The organism is Dysgonomonas hofstadii (genome assembly GCF_014196915.1).
In the GTDB taxonomy this organism is placed as follows: Bacteria; Bacteroidota; Bacteroidia; order Bacteroidales; family Dysgonomonadaceae; genus Dysgonomonas; species Dysgonomonas hofstadii.
Window position 1 is genome coordinate 168,537 of the sequence record NZ_JACIEP010000010.1, and the last position, 21,631, is coordinate 190,167.

Genomic DNA, 21,631 nt, shown 5'->3' on the forward strand with positions numbered 1-21,631 from the left:
TGGTGGCCCATTAGTAAAATTGAACTATTAAATCTAGCATTAAAAATATTCTAAAAGCAGGCAAATAGTTTATGGTATCTGTTTTGAATAATTGCATTCATGGTATTGAACCTTATTTATTTTAACTTGTTAAAACTGGAGATCAAACTAAGAACAACATCAAAATCATGGAAATAAAGAACACAAAGAGAATAAAAGTTCTCGAAAACGGGCCTTATGAGGTAACCGGTGGTATTCCTTTAAATCAATTACGGTTTGTCCCTGATAGACAGGGCGTTTCAATGGCTTATGAGGAGGGATGCCGATTCCTTTTACAGGAAAAATATAATTTGTGCCGTTGTGGCAGATCGAAGAGTAAACCGTTTTGCGATGGAACTCATCTTGAAGGATTTTATGGAAAAGAAACGGCTACTCATCAGACTTACGACCAGATGGCTGGCTTTATTGAAGGAAAACATATAAACCTGCTCGATGCTGAAAGTTTGTGTGCAGTGGCCCGTTTTTGTGATACGAATGGTACTACATGGAATCTGGTGGAAGAGAGTGAGACTGCCGAAACAAATGAGATTGTTGTCAGGCAATGTTGCGATTGTCCCAGTGGCAGACTTACGGCAGTAACAAAAGACGGAAAAGCCATAGAACCAGAACTTCCACAGGAGGTCAGTATTCTTGAAGATCCTGCAGCTGAGGTTCGCGGGCCTATATGGGTAAAGGGAGGTATATCTGTGGAAGGGGCGGACGGGCGTCCTTATCCCGTACGGAATAGGATGACATTGTGCCGTTGTGGTAAATCGAAGAATAAGCCGTTTTGTGATGGACGTCATATGCAAAACCAGGGAGAGATTTTGGAATAACACATATACATTTCCAATAGGATAGGGGAGAGGGTGAACCGGAAATGTTCACCCTTTTATTTTATACGCTTCTGCGGGAACATCGTCTATCGTTGGTTGATCTTTGAATATTTTTTGTATGCCATTCAGCATAGGGCCTGTCATAAATGTAGTGACCAGAGCCATAATGATCATCATGGCAAAGATTTCAGCATTGAGTACGCCCAGGTCGTATCCTATATTAAGTACGACTAGTTCCATTAATCCCCGCGTATTCATTAGCGAGCCTATGGTCATGCTGTCTTTCCAGCTTTGGCCTACAAATTTGGCGGATATGGTACTGCCTCCAAATTTTCCGGCTATGGCAACCAGAATGATAAGTGCAGTCACACCCCATAGTTCGGGACTGTTGAGCAGTCCTATCTGGGTTCTTAAACCTGTAATAACAAAGAAAATAGGTAACAGCAATACGAGAGCCAGGTCTTCTATTTTTTCGGTAAGTGCAGTTCTTAATTTATTCTCGGGCATGATAGTTCCTGCCATGAATGCACCGAACAGAGCATGTATGCCAATGGCCTCGGTTATGAATGACGATACTAGTAACACAAGGAGAATAACCGCAAGGAATGATTTGCTGATTCCCTTTTCTGGCCTGTATCTGGCTTCTAGCTTTTTCAGGAGCGGACGTACGGCTTTCAACATGAACACTACATACCCAACAGCCAATAGTATTGTATATACCGAACTGAGTACTGATCCGGCCTTTACTATGGCTATCACCACGGCCAACAGGCACCAGGCTGTTATATCATCGGCAGCAGCACAGGTGATGGCTATTGCTCCCAAACGGCTTTTTTGCATTCCCCTTTCCTGTATGATACGGGCTAATACCGGGAAAGCTGTTATGCTCATCGATATGCCCAGGAAAAGTCCAAAAGAAGAGAATTCGACACCCTCGGGCGCAAATGAAGAATAAATGAAATAAGCTAGTCCTACACCTAAGGCGAATGGTACTATTATGCTGGCATGGCTGATTACTACAGCTTCATGCGCTTTATCTTTTAATACATTCAGATTGAGCTCCATGCCTACAACGAACATAAAGAGAATTAACCCTATCTGGCTCAATACCTGTAAGTTGCCCAGTGAAGCTGCCGGAAATAAAAATTGTGAAACATCGGGCATATATAAGCCCAACAATGATGGCCCGAGTACTATTCCGGCCAGTATTTCTCCTATGACTGACGGTTGTCCTATTTTTTTGAATATCCATCCGAATATCCGGGCGAAGAATATGATAATGATTACCTGAAGTAGCAGTATTCCTGCCGGATGGTGTAGATTGTCTGTAAATGAACTGATAAAATCGTTGAACGCACTACCCGATACAGCATTATTAACTATCTGATGTCCATGTTCCAGAGCCTTGCCTTCAGTGATTATCCAGTATATAAAAGTCGAAAATCCTCCTATGATGAGGATGTAGAAAAATATAGTCTTAAATCTTCTAATATATTTCATTCGCGTTCTTCTGTTAACGGTCAGGGATGTTAATACAAGAGGTAAGCCACATGTATCCGTGTTGTTAGTGATGTGTTATAACAAATAAATAGTGGAATGTGTTTATCCGGAAATGTTAAATATTATACTATTATATCTAAAATTTTCAGAGATTGTATCTATGCTTATTGGTTGAGTTAATAATATTATTCGGTGTGTCTACTACCTCATAATCTACAATGGACAGGAGCAAATACTATCCACAATTTTTCGCTGTTCTTCGAAAAACAGGGTTCTGTCTATATCCCCTGTTCCAGAGATAAGGGTTGAAACTTTTTTTAATGAATTTATCCATTTTTCGATATTTAAACAGGTTTTCGGGTCCTGGCTTATTAGAGAACTTATAAAGTTACTCTTTGTATAACAATACATATTATTCTCAGAAATGAAATAACTACTGTATAAGCCAATGCTGCAATTTGGAATATAAAGTTCGACTTCTCCTTCAAATATTGTATTATTTTCAGACCCCCTGGCAAGTAATTCAATGTTATCTAACATGGATGCTAGTTCATTCTTGAGAGAATCAACATCTTCGTCTCGCAATACCTTTAAACAGTGATAATAAGAGATATCCTTAGCCAGGTTCCAGATAACAGGTATATCCCATATATATGTAATCTTATCAATTTTTTTAATAACTTTAATTAATTCATTATGATAATGTTCCAACTGTCCAGGATATTCCCATGAGCTAAAATTATTCAGTTCTCTCGTTTTTATAAAGTTATGATTCCATTTGTAATAGAAGAATTTAACGATCGAAGGATATAGAACAAAAAATTCTAAAGGTAACGAGTCGAATACAGCACCTCCTTTATTGGGTGATCCTTTGGTTTTGGAACATATTTTATCTATAAACGATATAAGATCATCAAACGCTTCCGCCTTGTTCGGTTGCATCATCATTAAGGGCAAAATGTTGATATTCTTATCTTTTTGTAATAGATTATCAATCGATATATTCAGATTATGGGCAAGAATACCCATTTCATTCACCGTAAATGGAACTGTCCCGTTTATCCTCCTCAAGGCTGCCCCTCTCTCTATCCTTAAAATATCAGAAATCTGAGTAACCAGGTGTTTTTTGTTCCTAAACCTATTTTCTAATACACCTGTAAAACTTTTTTGTAAGCTGTCTTGATTCATAGTCAGTCTTTCAATTTAAGATCTATATACTATCAATAATATTATGTTGCTCTTCAAAAAATAACCTTCGGTTTTTTTCTCCGCTACCCGAAATCAGGGTGGATACCATCTTTAACGAATTAATTAAGTTCGCCATTTCGATGCAAGTCGGATTATCTTCACATATTATGGATCTGATAAATTCATTTCTAAAAAGACAATAGCATTGATCTCCCGAAGAACAGTAAGAATAGTACATGCCTGTATTTATATTTGAAATATATAAATCGGTATTATCCGAACGGAAATAACTACTGAATCCTCCTCCGGCGGCTTCTTCGAGAGTATACATCATGTCATACAGTTCGTTTTTTATATCTTCAAGTTCGCTTTGCGATATTGCCCGTATATTGAAAAAAAAAGTGATTTCTTTAGCCAGATTCCACAGTGCCGAAATATTCCATATATGCGATGAATGCTTACATCTGCTATATATATCCTTAATTTCATCAAGATAATTTATTAGTCTTTCAGGCATCGTCCACGAAGAAAAACTGTGTAACTCGGTCGAATCTACAAAATAGTAATTCCATTTATAGTACATAAACTTGCACAATGCAGGATAATGCACGAAGAAAATCAGCGGAAGTGTCTCGTATACAGTGCTGATCAGTTCTGGTTCGGGCATTCTCTCTTTATGTATTTTCAGACGCTCTTCTATTTCATCCAAAAGATGGTCTATGGAAGTTACTTTTTGGGAAATAACTACTCTGAACGGTAAAAAGTTCTGATCTTCGTTGTTGTATAGCAAACGATCGAGAGAGATGCCCAACTTTGTACCCAATACACCCATTTCCTGGGCTGTGAATAAGATTTTCTCGTTAAGTCTTCTTAAAGCGGTTTGTCTGTCAAGATTCAGCGTTTCGGTTATAACTGAGGTTAATCTTCTTTTATCTGGAATATGAGCATATAGTTCTTCTACAAATTTCTGATTGATATCTATTTTCTTCATATGTCTTCGGTTCGACAAAAGTAGTGAATCGGGTGGAAAATATTAAATCAAAAAAATATTTATTTTACTGGTAAGGTTTAAAAAAATATTATAAAAATTTAATTATGCTAATCTATGATCTTTATAAAAATGAATATTGATTTGATGACTCTAAATAAGGCTGAATTATGAATTTTAATATATTTTACTATCAATATTTGCTTTTTTTCTAACACTCAAATTCCCGACATTTGTTCTGCATTTTAAAAAATCTGCATAAAGAGGATATATCTCTGAAAGTGCATATTTTATTATTAATGCCCCTTATAGATGTAATACAACTTTATAAAATTACAGAAATTATGCTGATGTCTTATTTTTTTTAAATGTTTGATCGTGAAAAACTTAACACATACTTTACAATGCTTTTAAAATAATATAATTATGACTACGACCCAAATTCATAATGAGTGGATACCCAAAGGCAAAAAGCAATTGGCGACTTGGCTGTTGACAGCTTTCTGCTTGTTTTACTATTGTAATTTTACTTACGGACAAGTTTCGATAGGGATGCTGGAACCTCCTGAAAAAGCTTCATTATTGCAACTAAGTACACAACTGCCAGATGGCAATAATATAACCAGTGATAAAGGTGGGTTATTATTACCACGGGTAAGACTAGAAGACCGGAAAACTCTTCAGCCATTTGTTAAGATAACTGACAATGACTGGATTAATACCTCATCCAACAAAATAAAGGAAAAGCATGCCGGCCTTACAGTTTATAATATATATGTGTCGCCAAATAGCGAAACCAAACAGGATAAGATCTTTACACAAGGGATATATACATGGAACGGCGAGGAATGGGAAAAGTTGGCGACAAAAGACAATAGCAGCAGGGGATGGTTCTATATGCCGGCTTTCAATCTTCCGCTCGAGGCCATAGGGAATGCCGATTCTTATGACCTGTATGCCGAATATGAACGGCAATTCACAAGGAATAGTACAAATAATCCTGATTTCACATCTAATCCTGCACTTACTGGTTCAACTGTTCCTGCTCCGGACGAGGGAACACTCTACAAACGTGGTGAACTCGACTATGCCGTAGTGTATTACGATAAGGGAATAATAAATGTTACCGGAGTCGATAGTGGAGGAGTAATGTCGTATGAGGTGCTGGACAATGATCCGGGGCCAACATCATTCGTGACAATTATATTTATTCCTAAATAAAGACAAGTAAAAATATTATGAAGAAATTGATATATACAAGCTGTTTACTTCTTCTTACCATATGCGGCTATGCCCAAAAAGAGACTGATAACTGGTTTTTTAGACAAAAAACGGAATTGACATGGAATACCTCCCCTGATTTTTGGGCTAAGGGCATGTTTGGAGCAGGAGACAAAACATTGGCCAGCCTGCCAGCTTTTGTTTCGGGTTCGAGTATAAATACATTGGAAAGATGTTTCTCTCCCTCCGATGCAGAAAGTAATTTATTATTTTATTCGGATGGAATGACCATTTGGAATAAAGATGATAGCATAATGAAAAAAGGTGGCAGTATGAATGGAAACAATTCATCTGCTCAGTCGGACATTATCCTTCCATCTTTTGCTGCCAGCGCGTTTGATATATCCATAGAGGGCGAAAGCGAGTTTTGCATGAATACTCCTCAGGCATATACAGTAACGATCACGCAAAGCGGGACGGGAGACAAGGCCGCTTATACCATGTGGGATTTTGGCGATGGGTCGTCTTTAGAAAAAGATACAAATATCAGTTCAGGTACTCACACCCGTACCCATACCTATACCAAATCGGGTACATTTGTTATCCGTGTCAGATCTTATAATACAAACGATGTCCAGATTTCGGAAAAAGATCATAAAGTGCTGATCAACCCTTGTGTATTACCGGTCAATCCGAATGTGCATTTCTATAATCAATACTAATAAAATTATCTATATGACACAAATTAACATGTATAAAAAAACAGGACTTGTATTACTCCTTGCTATTGGAGGAATCGCGATATCTTATGCTCAGGTAACTGTGGGTTCGGGCATAGCTCCGGCCAAAGCGGCCTTACTGGAAATAAAATCGGAAGAAAAGCCAGATCCTGCTTCGACCACCGATATAGCAAATGTAACATCAACAAAAGGAGGATTAGGCCTTCCCCGCGTACAGTTGGTCAATAAAAAGACACTTCAACCATTTGTCGGTCTGGAGGATAATGACTGGAAAAATCCGGCAACCAGTAAAATAAAAGAAAAGCATGCCGGCCTGACTGTCTATAATATTAAAGTATCACAGAGTGCCAGTCCTGACGAAACATTCGTAAAGGGAATATATGTATGGAACGGAGAGGAATGGGAGCTGCTCGCAATTGAACAGTCTGCGGCACGCTGCTTTTACATACCGTCCTTCAACATCAATCTGAATGTGACTATAGGTGTTGAGTTGACTTGTGATCTGTATGATCAATACAAAAAACAATTTACCAGAGCAGGAAATGATACATTTGTCAGTAATAATACATCAATGGCAAATATTCCGTCGCACAGCACATCGAAATTATACACAGCCGACGAGCTGGACTATGTTGTCACCTACTATGATAAATCGGTCATAGAAGTAACCGGGCTTACCGATGACGGGAAAATGAAATATAAAGTAAAATCAAAGGAAACTACTCCGAACTCATTTATTAATGTGGTTTTCGTAGTTAAAGAAAACTAATATTAGCAGGTGGGATATGAAAAGTAATATGAAGAAGTATATTTTATCGTCCGTTATCTTACTTTTATTTGTTGTAAGTAATGGAAAACTGTTTGCACAAAGTACCCAGGGAAAAGACTTCTGGGTAACCTTTGGCTTCAATGGCGCGCACTTGATGGGAAGAGGTGGAAAACAAGATAATATAGAAAGCGCTTACCTCACTTTACAGATAAGGATAGTGGCTGTAGAGAGTGCCCAGGTTACGTTTACGTATACAGAAGGTGGATCTGAAACCATTTCTATACCGGCTGGAACTGTTTACACTAAAGAACTGACCAAAGAGGATAAAAAGAAGGTTTGCCCTTCTTTCGCTGAGCCGACCAATGGGATCACTTCTAAATCGCTGCATATAACATCCACTGCCCCTATCTCAGTATACGCATTCAACCAGTACAATGCTACTACCGATGCTACAAATATATTGCCTACCGGTAGTCTGGGATATAAATATTATCAAATTTCGCGCGCGTCTAATACCCTTTATAATGGTCAGAGTTCTAAATATTATGTTGATGGTTATACCGTTATTGCAACGCAAGACGGTACGACAATTAGTGATAATGGTGCGACTAAAAAATTAAATAAAGGACAGGTCTATACTTTTTATACAGGTACATCTACAACGGACTTAACCGGCCGGTGGGTTACTTCAGATAAGCCTGTAGCTTATTTTGTTACAAATACGATAACGATTATTCCTCAAATGACGACACTAGCATCTGCAGATATTTTATATCAACAGCTAATGTCGGTAGACATGTGGGGCAAGGAGTTCCTCGTGCCGGTTACGACACAGGGAACCGAACGGGTCAGAATTATGGGTTCACAGGCTGGCACGACAGTAACACACCTAGGAGGAACCAAAATATCAGGTACGGGCGGCCCGAATACTTATACGATAGGTGCAGGCCAATATATAGAACTGGAAGTTAATTCATCGTCAAAGGGGTGCTATATATATTCCGATAAGCCTATTGCTGTATGTTCATATATGACAACAGCCTCGCATGTAAGTTCCACCAATGGCGACCCTGCTATGGTCTGGGTTCCTCCATTCGAGCAGTCAATAAAACAGACGACTATTGCTCCGTTTGTTCCTTCGTTGAGTGGTAGCGGATATTCCAGTTTAAATACTCATTATGTGTTGATTATAACTCCGACAGTAACAAAAAACCAAACGACTATGTCTGTAGGACAAGCAACAGCCCAGCCTTTGACCGGAGGAACATGGGTAGACAACACTGATTCGAATCATTCTTATTATACACTTAAGTTGACCAGTGGAGGCGGTACTTCCTACACATTTGGTAATTCTGCCGGTCTGATTGTCCTGGGTTATGGAACCGGTCCTCACGAATCTTATTATTATCTGGCTGGATCTGCTGCCCGTGAATTGGTTCCCTCTTTTTACGTAAACACCTACCACTTTCAGGATCTGATGGGATTAACTATTTGCGAACCTCCTTATAGAGTCACAGGCGTGGTAGATGCCTCTGTCACTACAAGTATAAAATGGATACTCGATGGAGTAGAACAAACTGCGCATGCTAATTCGACGAGCTGGGAAATTGAAACGCTTGATAATGGAGAGCATACAATAACCATGATTGTGAATGGCTCAAAAACGATCAGTTCTACTTTTAACGTGGATTGCCCTGAAGAAACAGGCAATATCACTCCGGCTGAACAGAATGTATGCATAGGTGCCGCTGAATCAATGACCACCGATATAGACTTCACCGGTGTAAATTACCAGTGGCAATCCAGTACTGATAATGTTACATGGGTAGATATCACAGGTGCTGACAAAAAGACTTATGCTATTGTTATTCAAAAACGGGGTACGACTTTTTACAGGGTTGTAGCAACAAATGGTAGTAAAACTGTGACCAGTAATTCGGCACGAGTCAGAATAAGATCATGTATACTTCCTGTCAATCACAACATTAGTGTGATGAAATATTAGTCAACCTTACACTTCTTTATAATCTCATTAGCTTCCTCAGGTATGGGTACATTTATTCCTCTATACATATTTGTCTTATATACATTAGTCTGTCTTAGCAATATTACTTTGCTTTAAATTAGCCATATCTGAGAAGCTAATACCCTGTGGTAATTCATTGTAAAATCATATATACTTTTTAGCTTTTGTTTTACTACAGTAGATGCAGTAAACAAGCCATTTTTATGGTTCAAAACATTTGACAGAAATATCAATATAATTTTTCTGTAATTTTGAAATATAAATGAATCTTACTTTTAATGTTTTCTTTCAAACTCCTTATCAGTACTCATTTTTCAAAAAACAGTCTGTTTGTAATCCTCTGAAATCCAATATCTTTATATTTTTCTTAAAAAATATCCTCGAAATATTTGGAACAAAAGGTTTCTCATCCTATCTTTGCATCGCATTTGAGAGAAAATGCAATCTCAAAAAATGGTGTGGTAGTTCAGCTGGTTAGAATACCTGCCTGTCACGCAGGGGGTCGCGGGTTCGAGTCCCGTCCATACCGCTGGGAGCCTAAGACAAGAGGCGCCAACAGTAAGACAAGTCCTTCATATTCAGTGAATATGGAGGACTTTTTCTTTTTATCCTGTCTTAGTCGAAAGCCAAGAAAAAGACAAAAAAAGACAAAGCATCTAACCCAATTCGTACCCCTTTTTTAAAAAAGGTGCAGGGGGTACGAAAAATCACTTTATAGGGGGTACGATTTGTCCTAAATTGGCAGTATGTTGTCGCCATTTGGCAGTGTGCATAAAACTCATTTACAGATAGTTATAAGTAATTTTGTAACATTAAAAAATGAGTTTATGAAAAGTACATTTAAGATTCTTTTCTATTTGAAAAGAGACAAAGAAAAATCAGATGGTTCAATACCTATTTTTGGGAGGATTACGATTGACGGACAAGCAAGCCGTTTTAATACTAAATATAGTATTAAACCTGAATTATGGGACACGAAATCTTCTACTATCATTGGCAAAACAAAAGAAGCCCTTGAAATCAATTCTGTTTTAGAAGCTATTAAAACGAGTGTTTATAATGTATATCACGAATTACTTACCCGTGAAAACAATGTAAATGCCGAAAGGGTAAAAAATATCTTTCTCGGTCTTGAAATAAAACATCAAACTGTTCTCGAACTTTTCCAACGCCACAATGAGGATCTTGCCAAATTAGTCGGCATAAGTAAATCTAAAGAAACACTCCAAAAATATGAAGTTGCCTATAGACGCATGGCTGGCTTCATCAAGGAGTATTATAATGTATCAGATATTTCTTTGAAAGAAGTAAATCATATGTTCCTGCATAATTTCGAGATTTACCTGATGACTACCTGTAAATGCAAAGAAAATACGACTGCAAAATTCCTACAACGTTTCCGAACCATTATTATCATGGCGAAAAACAACGGTTGGATACATATTGACCCGTTTGCCAATTTCAAGATACGATTCAAAAAAACGGATCGTGGCTACTTAACACAACAGGAGATTGATATAATTATGTGTAAGAAATTCGCTTCCGAACGTCTTGAACGAGTAAGGGATATATTCATTTTCAGTTGCTTTAGCGGACTTGCATACATAGATGTAAAGAATTTGCGCCAGTCAAATATTCGTACTTCTTTCGATGACGGATTGTGGATTATGGGCAAACGAGAAAAAACAGGCGTAAATTATAATGTGCCTTTACTTGATATCCCAAAGCAAATTATAGAGAAATATTCGGGTAAATTGCCAGATGATAAAGCACTTCCGGTAATGAGTAATCAAAAGATGAATGAATACCTCAAAGAAATCGGAACAATCTGTGGAATTGATAAAAATTTAAGCTATCACCTTGCAAGACATACGTTTGCGACTCTCACGCTTACAAAAGGTGTATCTATCGAAAGCGTGTCAAAGATGTTAGGGCATACTAATATCAAAACTACCCAAATTTACGCACGAATTACTGATGTTAAAGTCAGCAATGATATGGCTTCTTTTGCTGAAAAACTGGAAGAAAAGAGAACCAAATCTAAATCTAAATTAGATCAACTCTTTGAGTGCCTTTCACTACGTGAAAAAATGGCTTTATTTAATCTTCCCGGCACTTTGTCTGATGATCCCGAAAGATTAAAGCGAATATCCGTCATGTGGCACAGCCTTTCGGAAGAAGAAAAATCCTCTCTCTGGTCAAACACCTTTGAAAGTGAGAATAATTTAACTTTCAAACCAATGAAAGCTAAAACCCAGGTCGCTGTTTAACCCATTAAATATATTTATCATGGAATTACAGATTATTCAAAGTAAGATTTATGAAATCCGGGGTATGCGTGTCATGTTAGATTATGACCTCTCCGAGTTATATCAGGTTGAAACAAAAAACCTGAAACGTTCTGTCCGGCGGAACATAGACCGCTTCCCACCCGATTTTATGATAGAACTCACAAAAGATGAGTACGATTTTTTAAGGTGCAATTTTGGCACCTTAGAAAATCAAGGTCAAGGACAACACGTAAAATACTTACCCTTTGGTTTTACAGAACAAGGTATAGCCCAACTTTCAAGCGTTCTTAACAGTACGCTGGCCATTCAGGTTAATATATCTATCATCAGAGCTTTTGTCGCCTTACGACAATATGCACTGGGATATGCGGAATTAAATCGTAAACTGGAGGAATTTATGGTGGAAACAAATATGCAGTTCAGTGATATTTACCAGGCTCTTACCGAACTGGCATCACAAAAAGAACTGGAAAATAAACCCCGTAAACGTATTGGTTTTAATGTTCAACACAATGAAGAATAATATAATTATGGAACGAGGATATATAAATATTAAAGAAAACAATGAAAATCAACTGATTGTTGAAGCAAAACTTGTAAATTGCACCCTATGGGTAACGAAACATCAAATTGCCGACTTATTAAATGTATTCGTCAATACGATTGGTAACAACTTTCGGAGTATATTCAAATCCGGGTTACTCCATGAGGAAGATGTTACCCGAATACATAAATTTGAGAGCAATGGGCACCCATGCGAAACGGTACTGTATAATCTGGAAGCACTGATATTTGTCAGCTACCGTGTAGCATCTTTTGAAGCAAGGGCTTTTCGAGAATGGGTAATGAAAGCACTAACCGAATATACCCGGAATGATAATAAAAAGACAGCCGAAGTTCTGATAGTATATAACCTGCATTCTGAACTTCCGGCTATTTCAATGAATTAATAAACGTTTAATACATTCAGATATGAAACACGTATTTTATTTATTTATCGCTGTTTTAATGGTTTCCTGCGGTTCCAACTCATCAACGAGTAATTACGAAAAAATCATTACTGATAACCTGTTAAAAGGGAGCGACACAAAAGAAAATCTCAACTTCAAAATTGTGGAGATTAGCGAAACCGGCAATGTTACGGTTGCCGACAGTATTGCTTATTTAACTGATGAGTTCAGAAAAGACAAACAACTTATCATTGATCGTGTTGCACTTGCCCTTGAGAAGACTAAAGAATTAAAGTCTTATCAATCAACAAAGCATAATCATGAAAAATACAATACTGACATTGCTGTTATGAGTGATCGCATAGATTCGCTTAGAAATCTTACTCCCGATAACTTGAAAGGTTATGATAGTAGGAATCCGGCAGATGTTCTTGCCGTAATCGTTAGATGTAAATATTCATTGGTTCCTCCCGGTGGAACAGCCGTTGAAGAAACATTCGATTTTTACTTATCTCCCGATGGAAGCAAATACTACGGTAAAACCAGAGCCAAGTAAAAAGTATATATCACAATCCAAACGGAGCCTGTATCATATTGGTACAGGCTTTTTATATATATAGCTTTCCTTTCTGTGGGGAAAGTTCTGCGTTTTATGATGATAAACGCATAGCAGACAACTCGATTTCCTTTTTTCTATACTTCCCTCGATATAATTTCTTCCTCATTTAGCTATGTATGCGGAAAGCGGCTCGGAGTGAACGAGTATCAGGCGCGAATTTATCTCATGTTTATTGGCTGCACAAGATCAGACGTGTTTTCAAAAAAATCTTCCTCGATTCAAAATCTCTTTTGTGATAGATTTTAAGAAATTATCCGGCAATAATTATAGCCTCTTTTCTTAAAGAAATGTACCTGTACCCCTATCAGGTACAGGAAAGCGAGTGTATTTTTTTGAAAAATCTTGATGCTGCCAAAAAGCACTACGTGAGTAAGGCACCTGAAACTCGATCACACCTCACCGGCTCCGATACGGCATAAAAAAAAAGTCAGAAATTATGAGAAATATAGAAAAAAATAGGAAACAACGACCGACAGCCTACCTTCCAATTAGCATAAAATTGGTTTTAAAAATCGTTTTGGCGGTTTTGGGCTTCTGTGTGTGGGGAACAGGGTTTATTTGGGCTTTAGTGGGCTTGTATCTCTTTCTTCCTGTTATACGGGGTATCCTCTCCTTCTTCGTGGGCATGGGTGCTATAATTCTCTTTATTCTCGCAATGCTGACCTTTTTATAACCCATTAAAATTTAGAGTTATGAGCAAAGTATTTTTATTAGGAGCAAACAAGGAAATTGACAGGGCTAAACAAGTAGTAGAAGTCAATCAGGTTATCCAAATGGAGGGGTACAGCTACGACAGATATGTAGTCTATGACATCGTTAAAAACGATTGGGGAGTACATTACAAGCTGATTAACCTACGGGGAAAAATCTTTCAAACGGCAGACATAATCAGACCATTGAAAGAAAAATTCGGTATCGGTTACTATTACGACAGCGAAAACCCTGAATTTATGGACGGTTTTGAAGTGGCGATACTCCTTCAGGAAGCGAAAGAAAAAGCCAAAGCGGAAGCGGACGAAGCCGAAAAAGAGAGAATAAGAGTAGAAGAAGTTAAGGTAATAGGGCGTAAACGCTTTGCCGATATATTTCCCGAAGATGCTTTAGGCGTTATAGTGGCACGGCTGAAACAGAACGAAAGCGACAGCCAAACCGACTATTACGCAAGCAGTAACCAACGCACCGTTATTTTAGGCTTTTCCAAACATAAGAGGGACATCTTTTCCGAAATGCGTAAACACGCATCCAATTTCGAAGAAACCACCTATTTATCAGAGTTTAACGAAGATTACGAACATAGGGAAAAATACTCTATGGGTGCAGGGTATTATTTAGGCGAATATAGGCATAGCGGTTGGATAATTGAAAAAGTAGGCGTTTGGAAACGTGAAAACACAATAGAGGAATTTGCCTATACCGCAGGGAACGAAGATAATATACATATCAGTAAGACCGACAGCACACCCCCAAGCAATCCACAGGGAACAAGTACGGGTAATTGCACAGTAGTAGAATATTCAGCCAAAGCAGTTGCAGTTTTCGGAGAAACGAAAGCAATTAAAGACGAACTCAAAGCAATGGGCGGACGCTTCAACAGCCGATTAACCTTTAATGGTAAGAAGTTGGCAGGGTGGATATTTCCGAAATCACAGGAACAACGGTTAGCTTATTATTTCGGATTGGATTAAGTAGTAACACGGGGCAGTAACCCTGCCCCACAATACCAAAAAACATGAAAGCATCAAATCATTTCAAAAACGATATAAAGGCATATTTAGACCAACGGGCAGAAACAGATGTATTGTTCTCATTCCAATACTCCAAACCCGAAAAGAACATTGACGATTGTGTTACATACATTCTCAACAGCGTACAAAAAACAGGCTGTAACGGCTTTGCAGACGAGGAAATTTATAGCATGGCAGTACATTTTTACGATGAAGATAATATCGAAGTAGGCAAGCAGATAAACGCCCATGTAGTCGTAAACCATGTAGTGGAACTGACCGCAGAAGAAAAGGAACAAGCACGTAAGGATGCCATACAAAAGGCACAGGACGAAGCATACAGGAAAATGATACAGCCTGTTAAGAAAACCAAGAAAGTAGCATTAAATCCTCAACCCAGTTTATTTGATTTTTAAAATATAGACCTATGAAACCGCAAAATAAATTTCAAGCACAAGTAGTTGAAGCGAGTAGAACTCTACCACAAGTTACCAAAGAGCAAGTTAATTGGGGGTATGAAAACGGCATCGACCATATCGGGCACAGAACCGAAAAAGGGGTAATTACCTGTACTAAATGCGGTCATTCATGGCAGGGAGCAGGGTATTTGGTTACCACCCTTACCGATTGTGACTGTCCGAACTGCAAAGCCAAGCTAAAGGTAGAAACCACCAAGAAACGAATGTTTAACAACCGTTATTATATGACCATTATTACTACTCACAAAGGTTATCAGGTTTTACGTTCCGTAATGTTGTTCTATTCGGCAAAGATAGGAGAAGCAACCAAATATGACTATTCGGAAGTTATGCAACGGTGGATTGCTCCGGGCGGTAAACATTGCACATTGGCAAAACTCCGTCAGACAATGGGCAACTGTTACATTGATTCATGGATATATCACACTGACATAGAATTGCGTAGCGAAAGCACCAATAACAAGTTTTATATAAATGTCTATGACAAAATTCATACAAGCGTTATTTATCCACAACAACAACTCATTCCCGAACTGAAAAGAACAGGCATTAAAAAGCGAAATTTCAATCAAAAACCCTTCGATGTGTATAAGGCATTATTGAAAAATAGCCGAATGGAAACCCTGTTGAAATCAGGACAATTAAGCCTGTTTAAATCATTCCTGAATGATGCTTACCGCAAGGTAGATAATTACTGGGCATCTATCCGCATCTGCATCCGTAACGGATACAAAATCAAAGATGCAACATTATGGTTTGACTACATTGATTATCTGCGCTTTTTCGGTAAAGACTTACACAATGCAAAGTATGTTTGCCCGTCAGACCTGCACAGGGAACACGACAGATATATGCACAAGAAAGCAAAGGCAGATGCACAAAAGGAAATAGAAAAACTACGGGAGAAAGAAGAAGCATTCAGGCAAGCAAAAGCCAAGTTTTTCGGGCTTACCTTTTCCGATGGACTTATACAAGTACGGGTACTTGAAAGTATAGAAGAAATACTATTGGAGGGTAAATTGATGCATCATTGTGTAGGCGGTTACTATTCAAAAACAGATTCCCTGATACTCTCTGCCTGTATTGACGGCAAAAAAATAGAAACCATCGAAATATCCCTTTCAAAATTGCAGGTTATCCAATCGAGGGGGGTATGCAACAAGAATACAAAATACCACAATCAAATTATCAACCTTGTAGAGAACAATATACCTCTCATAGAAAGCAGATTAGCAGCATAAAATCAATTTTAAACAGTAAACAATATGAAAGCAACAGAAGTAAACGAAAATTTAATTGGGAAGTATTGCCACATTTCGGGCGACTTAGAAAACGGATATTTTGACGGAAAACCGTACATCTGCCACGAGAGTATCACACGAGTTATCACTCGCATAACTGACACACATATCATTTGCGAATGTGGCAGAAAATTCTTAAAAAACCAAAATTTAGAGATTGTAGAACGCTAATAAATCATAGGGCGGAGCAATCCGCCCACAACAAAAAAGAATATGAAACAAGATAAATCAATAACAATCGCATTTTCAGGACATAGAAGCAATCGTATTACTATGGATATGGATAGTCTTGCCAAACAGGCAGAAAAGACAATCACAGCCTTTTATATGCAGGGGTACAGGCACTTTATGACAGGTATGGCAGAAGGTTTTGACCTTCTGACGGCAGAAGCCGTTTTGAAGATAAAAAATCTTCATACCGACATAAAGCTGATATGTGTCATTCCCTTTTCGGGACAGGCTTTAAGGTTTTCCGATGAAGATAAAAAACGGTATGGAATCATTTTTCAGCAATGCGATGAATCCATATTGATTACCGACCGATATTATAAAGGATGCTTTCACCGCCGTAATGATTATCTGGTAGATAACTCCGCATTCCTAATTAGCTATTTTGACGGAGAAAGCAAAGGCGGTACATATTACACCGTAAATCGGGCTAAGTCCAAGAATATAGCAGTCATTAACCTGATGGACTACCAACGGGCTAACGAATGGTGGAATAGTGCCACAAGTGAAGAAAAAGACCTGTTTTCAGGCTATTCTACCGAAACGGAACAATCCTTATTTTGGGAACAGCTACACGAATCAGACAGAAGCAACATTCATCAATACTACCAGTACCAAACGGGTAAAATCGAATTACAGGAAGATGATGCCAACAGCCTGTTAATGGAGATTATATGCGAATTGGCAGACATCGCACTGGAAAAGGAATATAGTATGCCCCGTGAAAAAATGTGCGACAGGCACGGCTCATTCTTAGAAAAGTATCAGGACAGTTTTAATAACTTGTATGATAATATTGAGGACAGAATAGTAAGCTACGATTTTATAACAGAATAAATATATACGGATATGAAAACAAATTCAATCAATCACAACGGCTGTTCCGTATGCGGACAGGGAAAAGAGAACTATACAACGTTTCGTTTTGCACACCGCCCGAAACAGACATTCTATCAGTACGATTACAGGCACACAGACGGGGAGTTATTTTCAATAGTCGCACCGACTTTGGAGGAATGCCGTACCCGTCGGGATGAATGGCTAACTAAGAAAAGTAATAACAACTAATACCCAACATCATGGCACAGGAAAAAATGGACGATTGGATGCAAGATGCGAAAGACCTTGCAAAAGCGGAACGGGAACTCAAAATAGAACATTGGGTATATATAACCTTTGAAATAAGGGACGAGGATAGAAACCGTGAAATACTACATATAATCGACATACCCCGTGCCATGTTAGACCGTTGGCGGTGGGTAATCGAATGGCGCAGGGCAAAGTTAGTATGCAAATATCCCCGTAAGCATATTTGGGTATATCACTGTGCATACGACAAGCGGACGGGCTTGCAGACGGGTTTTGATTTTTTGTTAGGCAAAGTAACTTCGGCAAAGGCACAGATAACTAAGGTAGAGAGGGCAATCGCCAAATATACCGACTATATGACACACAACGACCTATTTTTTAATATAGATACGGATGAGAAGTTACTCAAATCTAAATCCAAATTGGAGCAAAAAAAGAAGAATTATAATGAAGCGTATGCCATTTTACAGGCAGAAGTCATCAAGCATAAACAGAACAGCACCATGTATAAATTATTTATAGGATTCAAGAAATTAGGCGAGTTTGCCTCTATCATGGAAGCCAAGAAACACGCGGATAATAGCGGATTATCAGGTACTTTTAACCTGATTGGCGACCGCTATCGGGATAGTTGGTATGTTTTCCCGAACTTCAAAAATGAGTAGATATGATAATACGGGCGGAAACGCCCGTTACTATTCTTATGAGATTTCCAAATTATTTTGAAGAAAATATTAAAACTTGCGAAGAATTAATTCTTCGCAAGTTTTAATATCCTTATTGCCCCTCTGATAACAATAAAAAAGACGATACTACCGATAATAAGGTCTGGTATCTGATTATTTAATTGCCATACCAAGAATCCTGCAAGAACTACCCCTGCATTTATAATCACATCATTAGATGAAAAAATGATACTTGCCTGTATATGGGCATCTTTGCTTTTTGTCCTTTGAAGTAAAAGCAAACAAATGACATTGGCAATCAAAGCAAGTATGGATACACCTATCATCGTTTGAAAGACAGGCATTTCTTCTGCACCTGTAAACCGCCTGATTACCTCTATAAAACCGATTGCAGCCAAAAATATCTGGAAATATCCGCAAATCATGGCAACCCGCTTTTTACGGCTTACGGCTGCACCTACCGCAAACAAGCTTAATCCATATACAAAAGCATCGGCAAGCATATCAAGACTATCCGCAACCAATCCCATTGATTTGGATATGATACCCGTTGACATTTCAATCAGGAAAAAACCGAAGTTAATAGCCAACACAATCCAAAGGACTTTACGCTGTTTACTATCTTCCTCTGCCTTAAATTCGCCTGTCATTTCAGCACTTTCAATAAAGCGTGAACCGAGATTCAAGGTAGCAAGCTGTTGTTCGATTATTTGATAGTCGCCTGTATGGTAAACAGTCAATACCCTGCCTTTCAGGTCAAATTCCTGTTTGGCAATACCCTCTACGTTTTGAAGTTTCATCCGAATGAGGTTTTCCTCACTCGGACAATCCATTTGTTCAATTTTAAAAATTGATTTATTCATTTTACAATTTAAATATTATCCCGGCATTCAGAACAAAACCGTCCAATGGTGCGTAAATATCCCGGAATTCGGGCTTAGTCATCGAACCTGTATGAATGGTGTCGAACCTTGTCTGCCGTCTGTCGGTAAAGTTCTCAAAGTTAGCATATATTGAGAATCTTTCCCAAATCCGTTGCATCATTAATCCGCAGATAAGGTAATCTTTTCCCTTTTTTCCGTCATTCAAGTTTTGTTTTCCTGTATAGTAGGCTTCTAATCCGATTTTCCATTTATCTTCCACCTCATACATTAATACAGAATTGATTTTATGTTTCGGTGTAAGGGTTTTCTGATAGCTTCTGCCGTCTTCCTTAACTTTAGCATCCGTATAGGTATATCCGAGAAATAAACCAAAGTCCTTATATTTTATTTTCATATTGGTTTCAGCCCCTTTGCTGTCCACATGACCGTCTATGTTGTTAAACTGCCAACGGTTATTATCCGCAGCTTGCAGTTCAAGCGGATTTTTCAGGCAAGTATAAAAGAATAACTGGTTTATACTTAAATATACTTGGTCGTCAAACAAACCTGTTTTATAAGTGAAATCCACATTTGCCCCGTAGCTTCTTTCCAGTTTGTTATTATCATCATCTATCGGCAAGACATTCTGAAACTGTATGCGTTCGCTATCTTCCGAAAAAATGGTAGGTGCTTTATATCCGAATCCGCCACCTACACGGGATGAAAATTTATCCGTTATTTTGAAATGTGACGATATACGGGGCAGTACTGCAAAACCGTAATCGGTAACATAGTCGGTACGCAATCCGGTTTCAAGGTTCATCCAGTCCGTTATTTTCGTATTGTTTTGTACAAATAAGCCTAAAGTAGTCATATTGTAGTCTCGCAAAGGAAAATCGGTCAGTTTCCTTTCGGTAAATTTATCCGTCCATATATTTGCACCGGCTACCCATTCTGTCTTTTCTTTCGTATGTATATAGGATACTTCCGAGAAAGACGATAGCTGCTCTCCGTCAAATTTAAAATCGGGAATCTCAATCTTACGGCTGAAATAGGTTACACTGTTTTTTACATTCAATCTGTTTTGTTTATCAAAACGGTGTTCAAATGTAAGTTGGCTTGAATGCCTCTGTGTCTTGTTTCTTTCAAAATAAGAATGTTCTTCATCCCCTTTATCTTTTAAATATCCCATATCACCACCTAAACGGGTTTCTATCATGGAGTTTATACCGAAATTTAAGTCTGTATTTTCAGACAGGTATAAGAATAGTTTTGGATTCAATACAAACCTATCGAATTTTGGTATTGCTGTAAAGCCTACATCTGACGGGTCATAAGCCCAGTTACGGTTATACGATGCAAATACGGTAGTACCTACTTTATTGAATTTCTGACCGAAAAAGCTGTTTACATCAAGTCCTTTGCCTGTTGTCCCGTTCAGGTGTATTGAAAAATCCCTTTCTTTTTCAGGTGTTTTCGATATAAGGTTTACCAAACCCGCAATCGCACCGCCACCGTATAAGGTAGAAGAAGAACCTTTTATAATTTCAACCTGCTTTAAATCGAGAGGCGGTGTCTGTAATAAGCCTAATCCGCTTGCTGCACCCGAAAATACAGGAAAACCGTCTTTTAATATTTGGGTGTATCTACCGTCCAAGCCCTGAATACGGATAGATGAATTACCCGATATGGCAGATGTTTGTTGCGTCATAATACCCGTGCTTTCATTCAGAAGCATACGGATATCTCCGGGTTTCATAACCCCTTTTTCGCCTAATTCTTCGGCATTTATAAATTCAATGCGTGTAGGAATATCTTTAAAAGTACGTGTTCCCCTTGTCGAAGAAACAACTATTTCCTGCAATGTTTCTTCGTCCGCTTCAACCCTGATAACAATAACTTCATCCGAAGCCAAAGGGAATGTAAACTCTTTGATGGTTTTTTCATATCCCACATAAGTAATTTCAAACTTATGTTTTCCATCAGGAATATTGGAGAGAACCGCCAAACCTTCGGTATCTGTATAATATAATTGAAAAGTAGTCCACTTAGTAATTGAAAAGTATACCACTAAGTGCTCTCGGATGAGATTGATTAAAGATATTTATTCTTCAT

The 21,631-nt window shown here is 38.2% G+C and carries 20 protein-coding genes, 1 tRNA gene and 1 pseudogene; 17 read left to right on the forward strand and 5 right to left on the reverse strand.

Annotated elements, in window-relative coordinates; translation table 11 throughout:
* The first annotated feature begins 167 nt into the window (after window positions 1-167).
* Window positions 168-854, forward strand: coding sequence for a CDGSH iron-sulfur domain-containing protein (locus GGR21_RS14355; protein WP_183307930.1), 687 nt, complete (start codon window positions 168-170; stop codon window positions 852-854).
* 48 nt (window positions 855-902) lie between these two features.
* Here the strand turns inward: GGR21_RS14355 and GGR21_RS14360 are convergent, their stop codons facing one another.
* From GGR21_RS14360 to GGR21_RS14370, 3 genes are all read right to left on the reverse strand, one after another.
* Entirely contained in the window at window positions 903-2,354 is a 1,452-nt protein-coding gene (locus tag GGR21_RS14360) for a cation:proton antiporter domain-containing protein (protein ID WP_183307931.1), read from the reverse strand.
* Between the two features lie 213 nt (window positions 2,355-2,567).
* Window positions 2,568-3,542, reverse strand: a complete 975-nt coding sequence (locus tag GGR21_RS14365; protein ID WP_183307932.1) for a helix-turn-helix domain-containing protein — start codon at window positions 3,540-3,542, stop codon at window positions 2,568-2,570.
* A gap of 22 nt (window positions 3,543-3,564) precedes the next feature.
* Entirely contained in the window at window positions 3,565-4,533 is a 969-nt protein-coding gene (locus GGR21_RS14370; protein WP_183307933.1) for a hypothetical protein, read from the reverse strand.
* A gap of 423 nt (window positions 4,534-4,956) precedes the next feature.
* Between GGR21_RS14370 and GGR21_RS14375 the strand changes: the two genes are divergently transcribed.
* The 16 genes and pseudogenes from GGR21_RS14375 (at window position 4,957) to GGR21_RS14450 (ending at window position 18,632) form a co-directional block, all read left to right on the forward strand.
* Window positions 4,957-5,751 (forward strand): hypothetical protein, encoded by a 795-nt coding sequence (locus GGR21_RS14375; RefSeq protein ID WP_183307934.1) that lies wholly within the window; start codon window positions 4,957-4,959, stop codon window positions 5,749-5,751.
* Window positions 5,752-5,768: 17 nt separating this feature from the next.
* Window positions 5,769-6,473, forward strand: a complete 705-nt coding sequence (locus GGR21_RS14380) for a PKD domain-containing protein (RefSeq protein ID WP_183307935.1) — start codon at window positions 5,769-5,771, stop codon at window positions 6,471-6,473.
* Between the two features lie 13 nt (window positions 6,474-6,486).
* Window positions 6,487-7,260: a hypothetical protein gene (locus GGR21_RS14385; RefSeq protein WP_183307936.1), complete on the forward strand. Its 774-nt coding sequence runs from the start codon at window positions 6,487-6,489 to the stop codon at window positions 7,258-7,260.
* A gap of 28 nt (window positions 7,261-7,288) precedes the next feature.
* Window positions 7,289-9,265, forward strand: coding sequence for an IgGFc-binding protein (locus tag GGR21_RS14390; RefSeq protein WP_183307937.1), 1,977 nt, complete (start codon window positions 7,289-7,291; stop codon window positions 9,263-9,265).
* A 476-nt stretch (window positions 9,266-9,741) separates the two neighbouring features.
* Window positions 9,742-9,815, forward strand: a tRNA-Asp gene (locus GGR21_RS14395).
* 298 nt (window positions 9,816-10,113) lie between these two features.
* Window positions 10,114-11,304: pseudogene (locus GGR21_RS14400) on the forward strand (site-specific integrase); the annotation flags it as partial.
* 271 nt (window positions 11,305-11,575) lie between these two features.
* Window positions 11,576-12,100, forward strand: a complete 525-nt coding sequence (locus GGR21_RS14405) for an ORF6N domain-containing protein (RefSeq protein ID WP_006843957.1) — start codon at window positions 11,576-11,578, stop codon at window positions 12,098-12,100.
* A complete protein-coding gene (locus tag GGR21_RS14410) occupies window positions 12,090-12,527 on the forward strand; it encodes a virulence RhuM family protein (RefSeq protein WP_018074962.1) in 438 nt (145 codons plus the stop codon). Before GGR21_RS14405 ends, GGR21_RS14410 begins: the two co-directional genes overlap by 11 nt.
* 22 nt (window positions 12,528-12,549) lie before the next feature.
* The gene (locus tag GGR21_RS14415; protein WP_006843955.1) at window positions 12,550-13,083 is read left to right on the forward strand and encodes a hypothetical protein; all 534 of its coding nucleotides are present in this window, start codon (window positions 12,550-12,552) and stop codon (window positions 13,081-13,083) included.
* A gap of 499 nt (window positions 13,084-13,582) precedes the next feature.
* The gene (locus tag GGR21_RS14420) at window positions 13,583-13,819 is read left to right on the forward strand and encodes a hypothetical protein (RefSeq protein ID WP_080904117.1); all 237 of its coding nucleotides are present in this window, start codon (window positions 13,583-13,585) and stop codon (window positions 13,817-13,819) included.
* Between the two features lie 19 nt (window positions 13,820-13,838).
* A complete protein-coding gene (locus tag GGR21_RS14425; protein WP_006843954.1) occupies window positions 13,839-14,831 on the forward strand; it encodes a hypothetical protein in 993 nt (330 codons plus the stop codon).
* A 44-nt stretch (window positions 14,832-14,875) separates the two neighbouring features.
* Window positions 14,876-15,286: a PcfK-like family protein gene (locus GGR21_RS14430; RefSeq protein ID WP_080904116.1), complete on the forward strand. Its 411-nt coding sequence runs from the start codon at window positions 14,876-14,878 to the stop codon at window positions 15,284-15,286.
* A gap of 11 nt (window positions 15,287-15,297) precedes the next feature.
* Window positions 15,298-16,590, forward strand: coding sequence for a PcfJ domain-containing protein (locus tag GGR21_RS14435; RefSeq protein WP_183307938.1), 1,293 nt, complete (start codon window positions 15,298-15,300; stop codon window positions 16,588-16,590).
* A 273-nt stretch (window positions 16,591-16,863) separates the two neighbouring features.
* Entirely contained in the window at window positions 16,864-17,715 is an 852-nt protein-coding gene (locus GGR21_RS14440; RefSeq protein WP_006844345.1) for an SLOG family protein, read from the forward strand.
* Window positions 17,716-17,727: 12 nt separating this feature from the next.
* Complete coding sequence (locus GGR21_RS14445; protein WP_006844346.1) at window positions 17,728-17,946, forward strand: DUF3873 family protein; 219 nt, start codon at window positions 17,728-17,730, stop codon at window positions 17,944-17,946.
* 11 nt (window positions 17,947-17,957) lie between these two features.
* On the forward strand, window positions 17,958-18,632 hold the full coding sequence (locus GGR21_RS14450; protein ID WP_006844347.1) for a hypothetical protein: 675 nt from the start codon (window positions 17,958-17,960) through the stop codon (window positions 18,630-18,632).
* An 86-nt stretch (window positions 18,633-18,718) separates the two neighbouring features.
* Here GGR21_RS14450 and GGR21_RS14455 read toward each other — a convergent pair whose 3' ends face one another.
* Window positions 18,719-19,453: a cation transporter gene (locus GGR21_RS14455; RefSeq protein ID WP_246348082.1), complete on the reverse strand. Its 735-nt coding sequence runs from the start codon at window positions 19,451-19,453 to the stop codon at window positions 18,719-18,721.
* A 64-nt stretch (window positions 19,454-19,517) separates the two neighbouring features.
* Window positions 19,518-21,587, reverse strand: coding sequence for a TonB-dependent receptor (locus GGR21_RS14460; RefSeq protein ID WP_317169894.1), 2,070 nt, complete (start codon window positions 21,585-21,587; stop codon window positions 19,518-19,520).
* Window positions 21,588-21,631: the final 44 nt, after the last annotated feature.

Excerpts from the sequence above, each read along its gene's own strand:
- GGR21_RS14360 (WP_183307931.1), bottom strand. The coding sequence starts at position 2,354 with ATGAAATATATTAGAAGATTTAAGACTATATTTTTCTACATCCTCATC.
- GGR21_RS14410 (WP_018074962.1), top strand. The coding sequence starts at position 12,090 with ATGAAGAATAATATAATTATGGAACGAGGATATATAAATATTAAAGAA.
- GGR21_RS14420 (WP_080904117.1), top strand. The coding sequence starts at position 13,583 with ATGAGAAATATAGAAAAAAATAGGAAACAACGACCGACAGCCTACCTT.
- GGR21_RS14375 (WP_183307934.1), top strand. The coding sequence starts at position 4,957 with ATGACTACGACCCAAATTCATAATGAGTGGATACCCAAAGGCAAAAAG.
- GGR21_RS14425 (WP_006843954.1), top strand. The coding sequence starts at position 13,839 with ATGAGCAAAGTATTTTTATTAGGAGCAAACAAGGAAATTGACAGGGCT.
- GGR21_RS14385 (WP_183307936.1), top strand. The coding sequence starts at position 6,487 with ATGACACAAATTAACATGTATAAAAAAACAGGACTTGTATTACTCCTT.
- GGR21_RS14435 (WP_183307938.1), top strand. The coding sequence starts at position 15,298 with ATGAAACCGCAAAATAAATTTCAAGCACAAGTAGTTGAAGCGAGTAGA.
- GGR21_RS14455 (WP_246348082.1), bottom strand. The coding sequence starts at position 19,453 with ATGAAACTTCAAAACGTAGAGGGTATTGCCAAACAGGAATTTGACCTG.
- GGR21_RS14450 (WP_006844347.1), top strand. The coding sequence starts at position 17,958 with ATGGCACAGGAAAAAATGGACGATTGGATGCAAGATGCGAAAGACCTT.
- GGR21_RS14415 (WP_006843955.1), top strand. The coding sequence starts at position 12,550 with ATGAAACACGTATTTTATTTATTTATCGCTGTTTTAATGGTTTCCTGC.
- GGR21_RS14405 (WP_006843957.1), top strand. The coding sequence starts at position 11,576 with ATGGAATTACAGATTATTCAAAGTAAGATTTATGAAATCCGGGGTATG.
- GGR21_RS14370 (WP_183307933.1), bottom strand. The coding sequence starts at position 4,533 with ATGAAGAAAATAGATATCAATCAGAAATTTGTAGAAGAACTATATGCT.
- GGR21_RS14380 (WP_183307935.1), top strand. The coding sequence starts at position 5,769 with ATGAAGAAATTGATATATACAAGCTGTTTACTTCTTCTTACCATATGC.
- GGR21_RS14390 (WP_183307937.1), top strand. The coding sequence starts at position 7,289 with ATGAAGAAGTATATTTTATCGTCCGTTATCTTACTTTTATTTGTTGTA.
- GGR21_RS14365 (WP_183307932.1), bottom strand. The coding sequence starts at position 3,542 with ATGAATCAAGACAGCTTACAAAAAAGTTTTACAGGTGTATTAGAAAAT.
- GGR21_RS14355 (WP_183307930.1), top strand. The coding sequence starts at position 168 with ATGGAAATAAAGAACACAAAGAGAATAAAAGTTCTCGAAAACGGGCCT.
- GGR21_RS14440 (WP_006844345.1), top strand. The coding sequence starts at position 16,864 with ATGAAACAAGATAAATCAATAACAATCGCATTTTCAGGACATAGAAGC.
- GGR21_RS14445 (WP_006844346.1), top strand. The coding sequence starts at position 17,728 with ATGAAAACAAATTCAATCAATCACAACGGCTGTTCCGTATGCGGACAG.
- GGR21_RS14430 (WP_080904116.1), top strand. The coding sequence starts at position 14,876 with ATGAAAGCATCAAATCATTTCAAAAACGATATAAAGGCATATTTAGAC.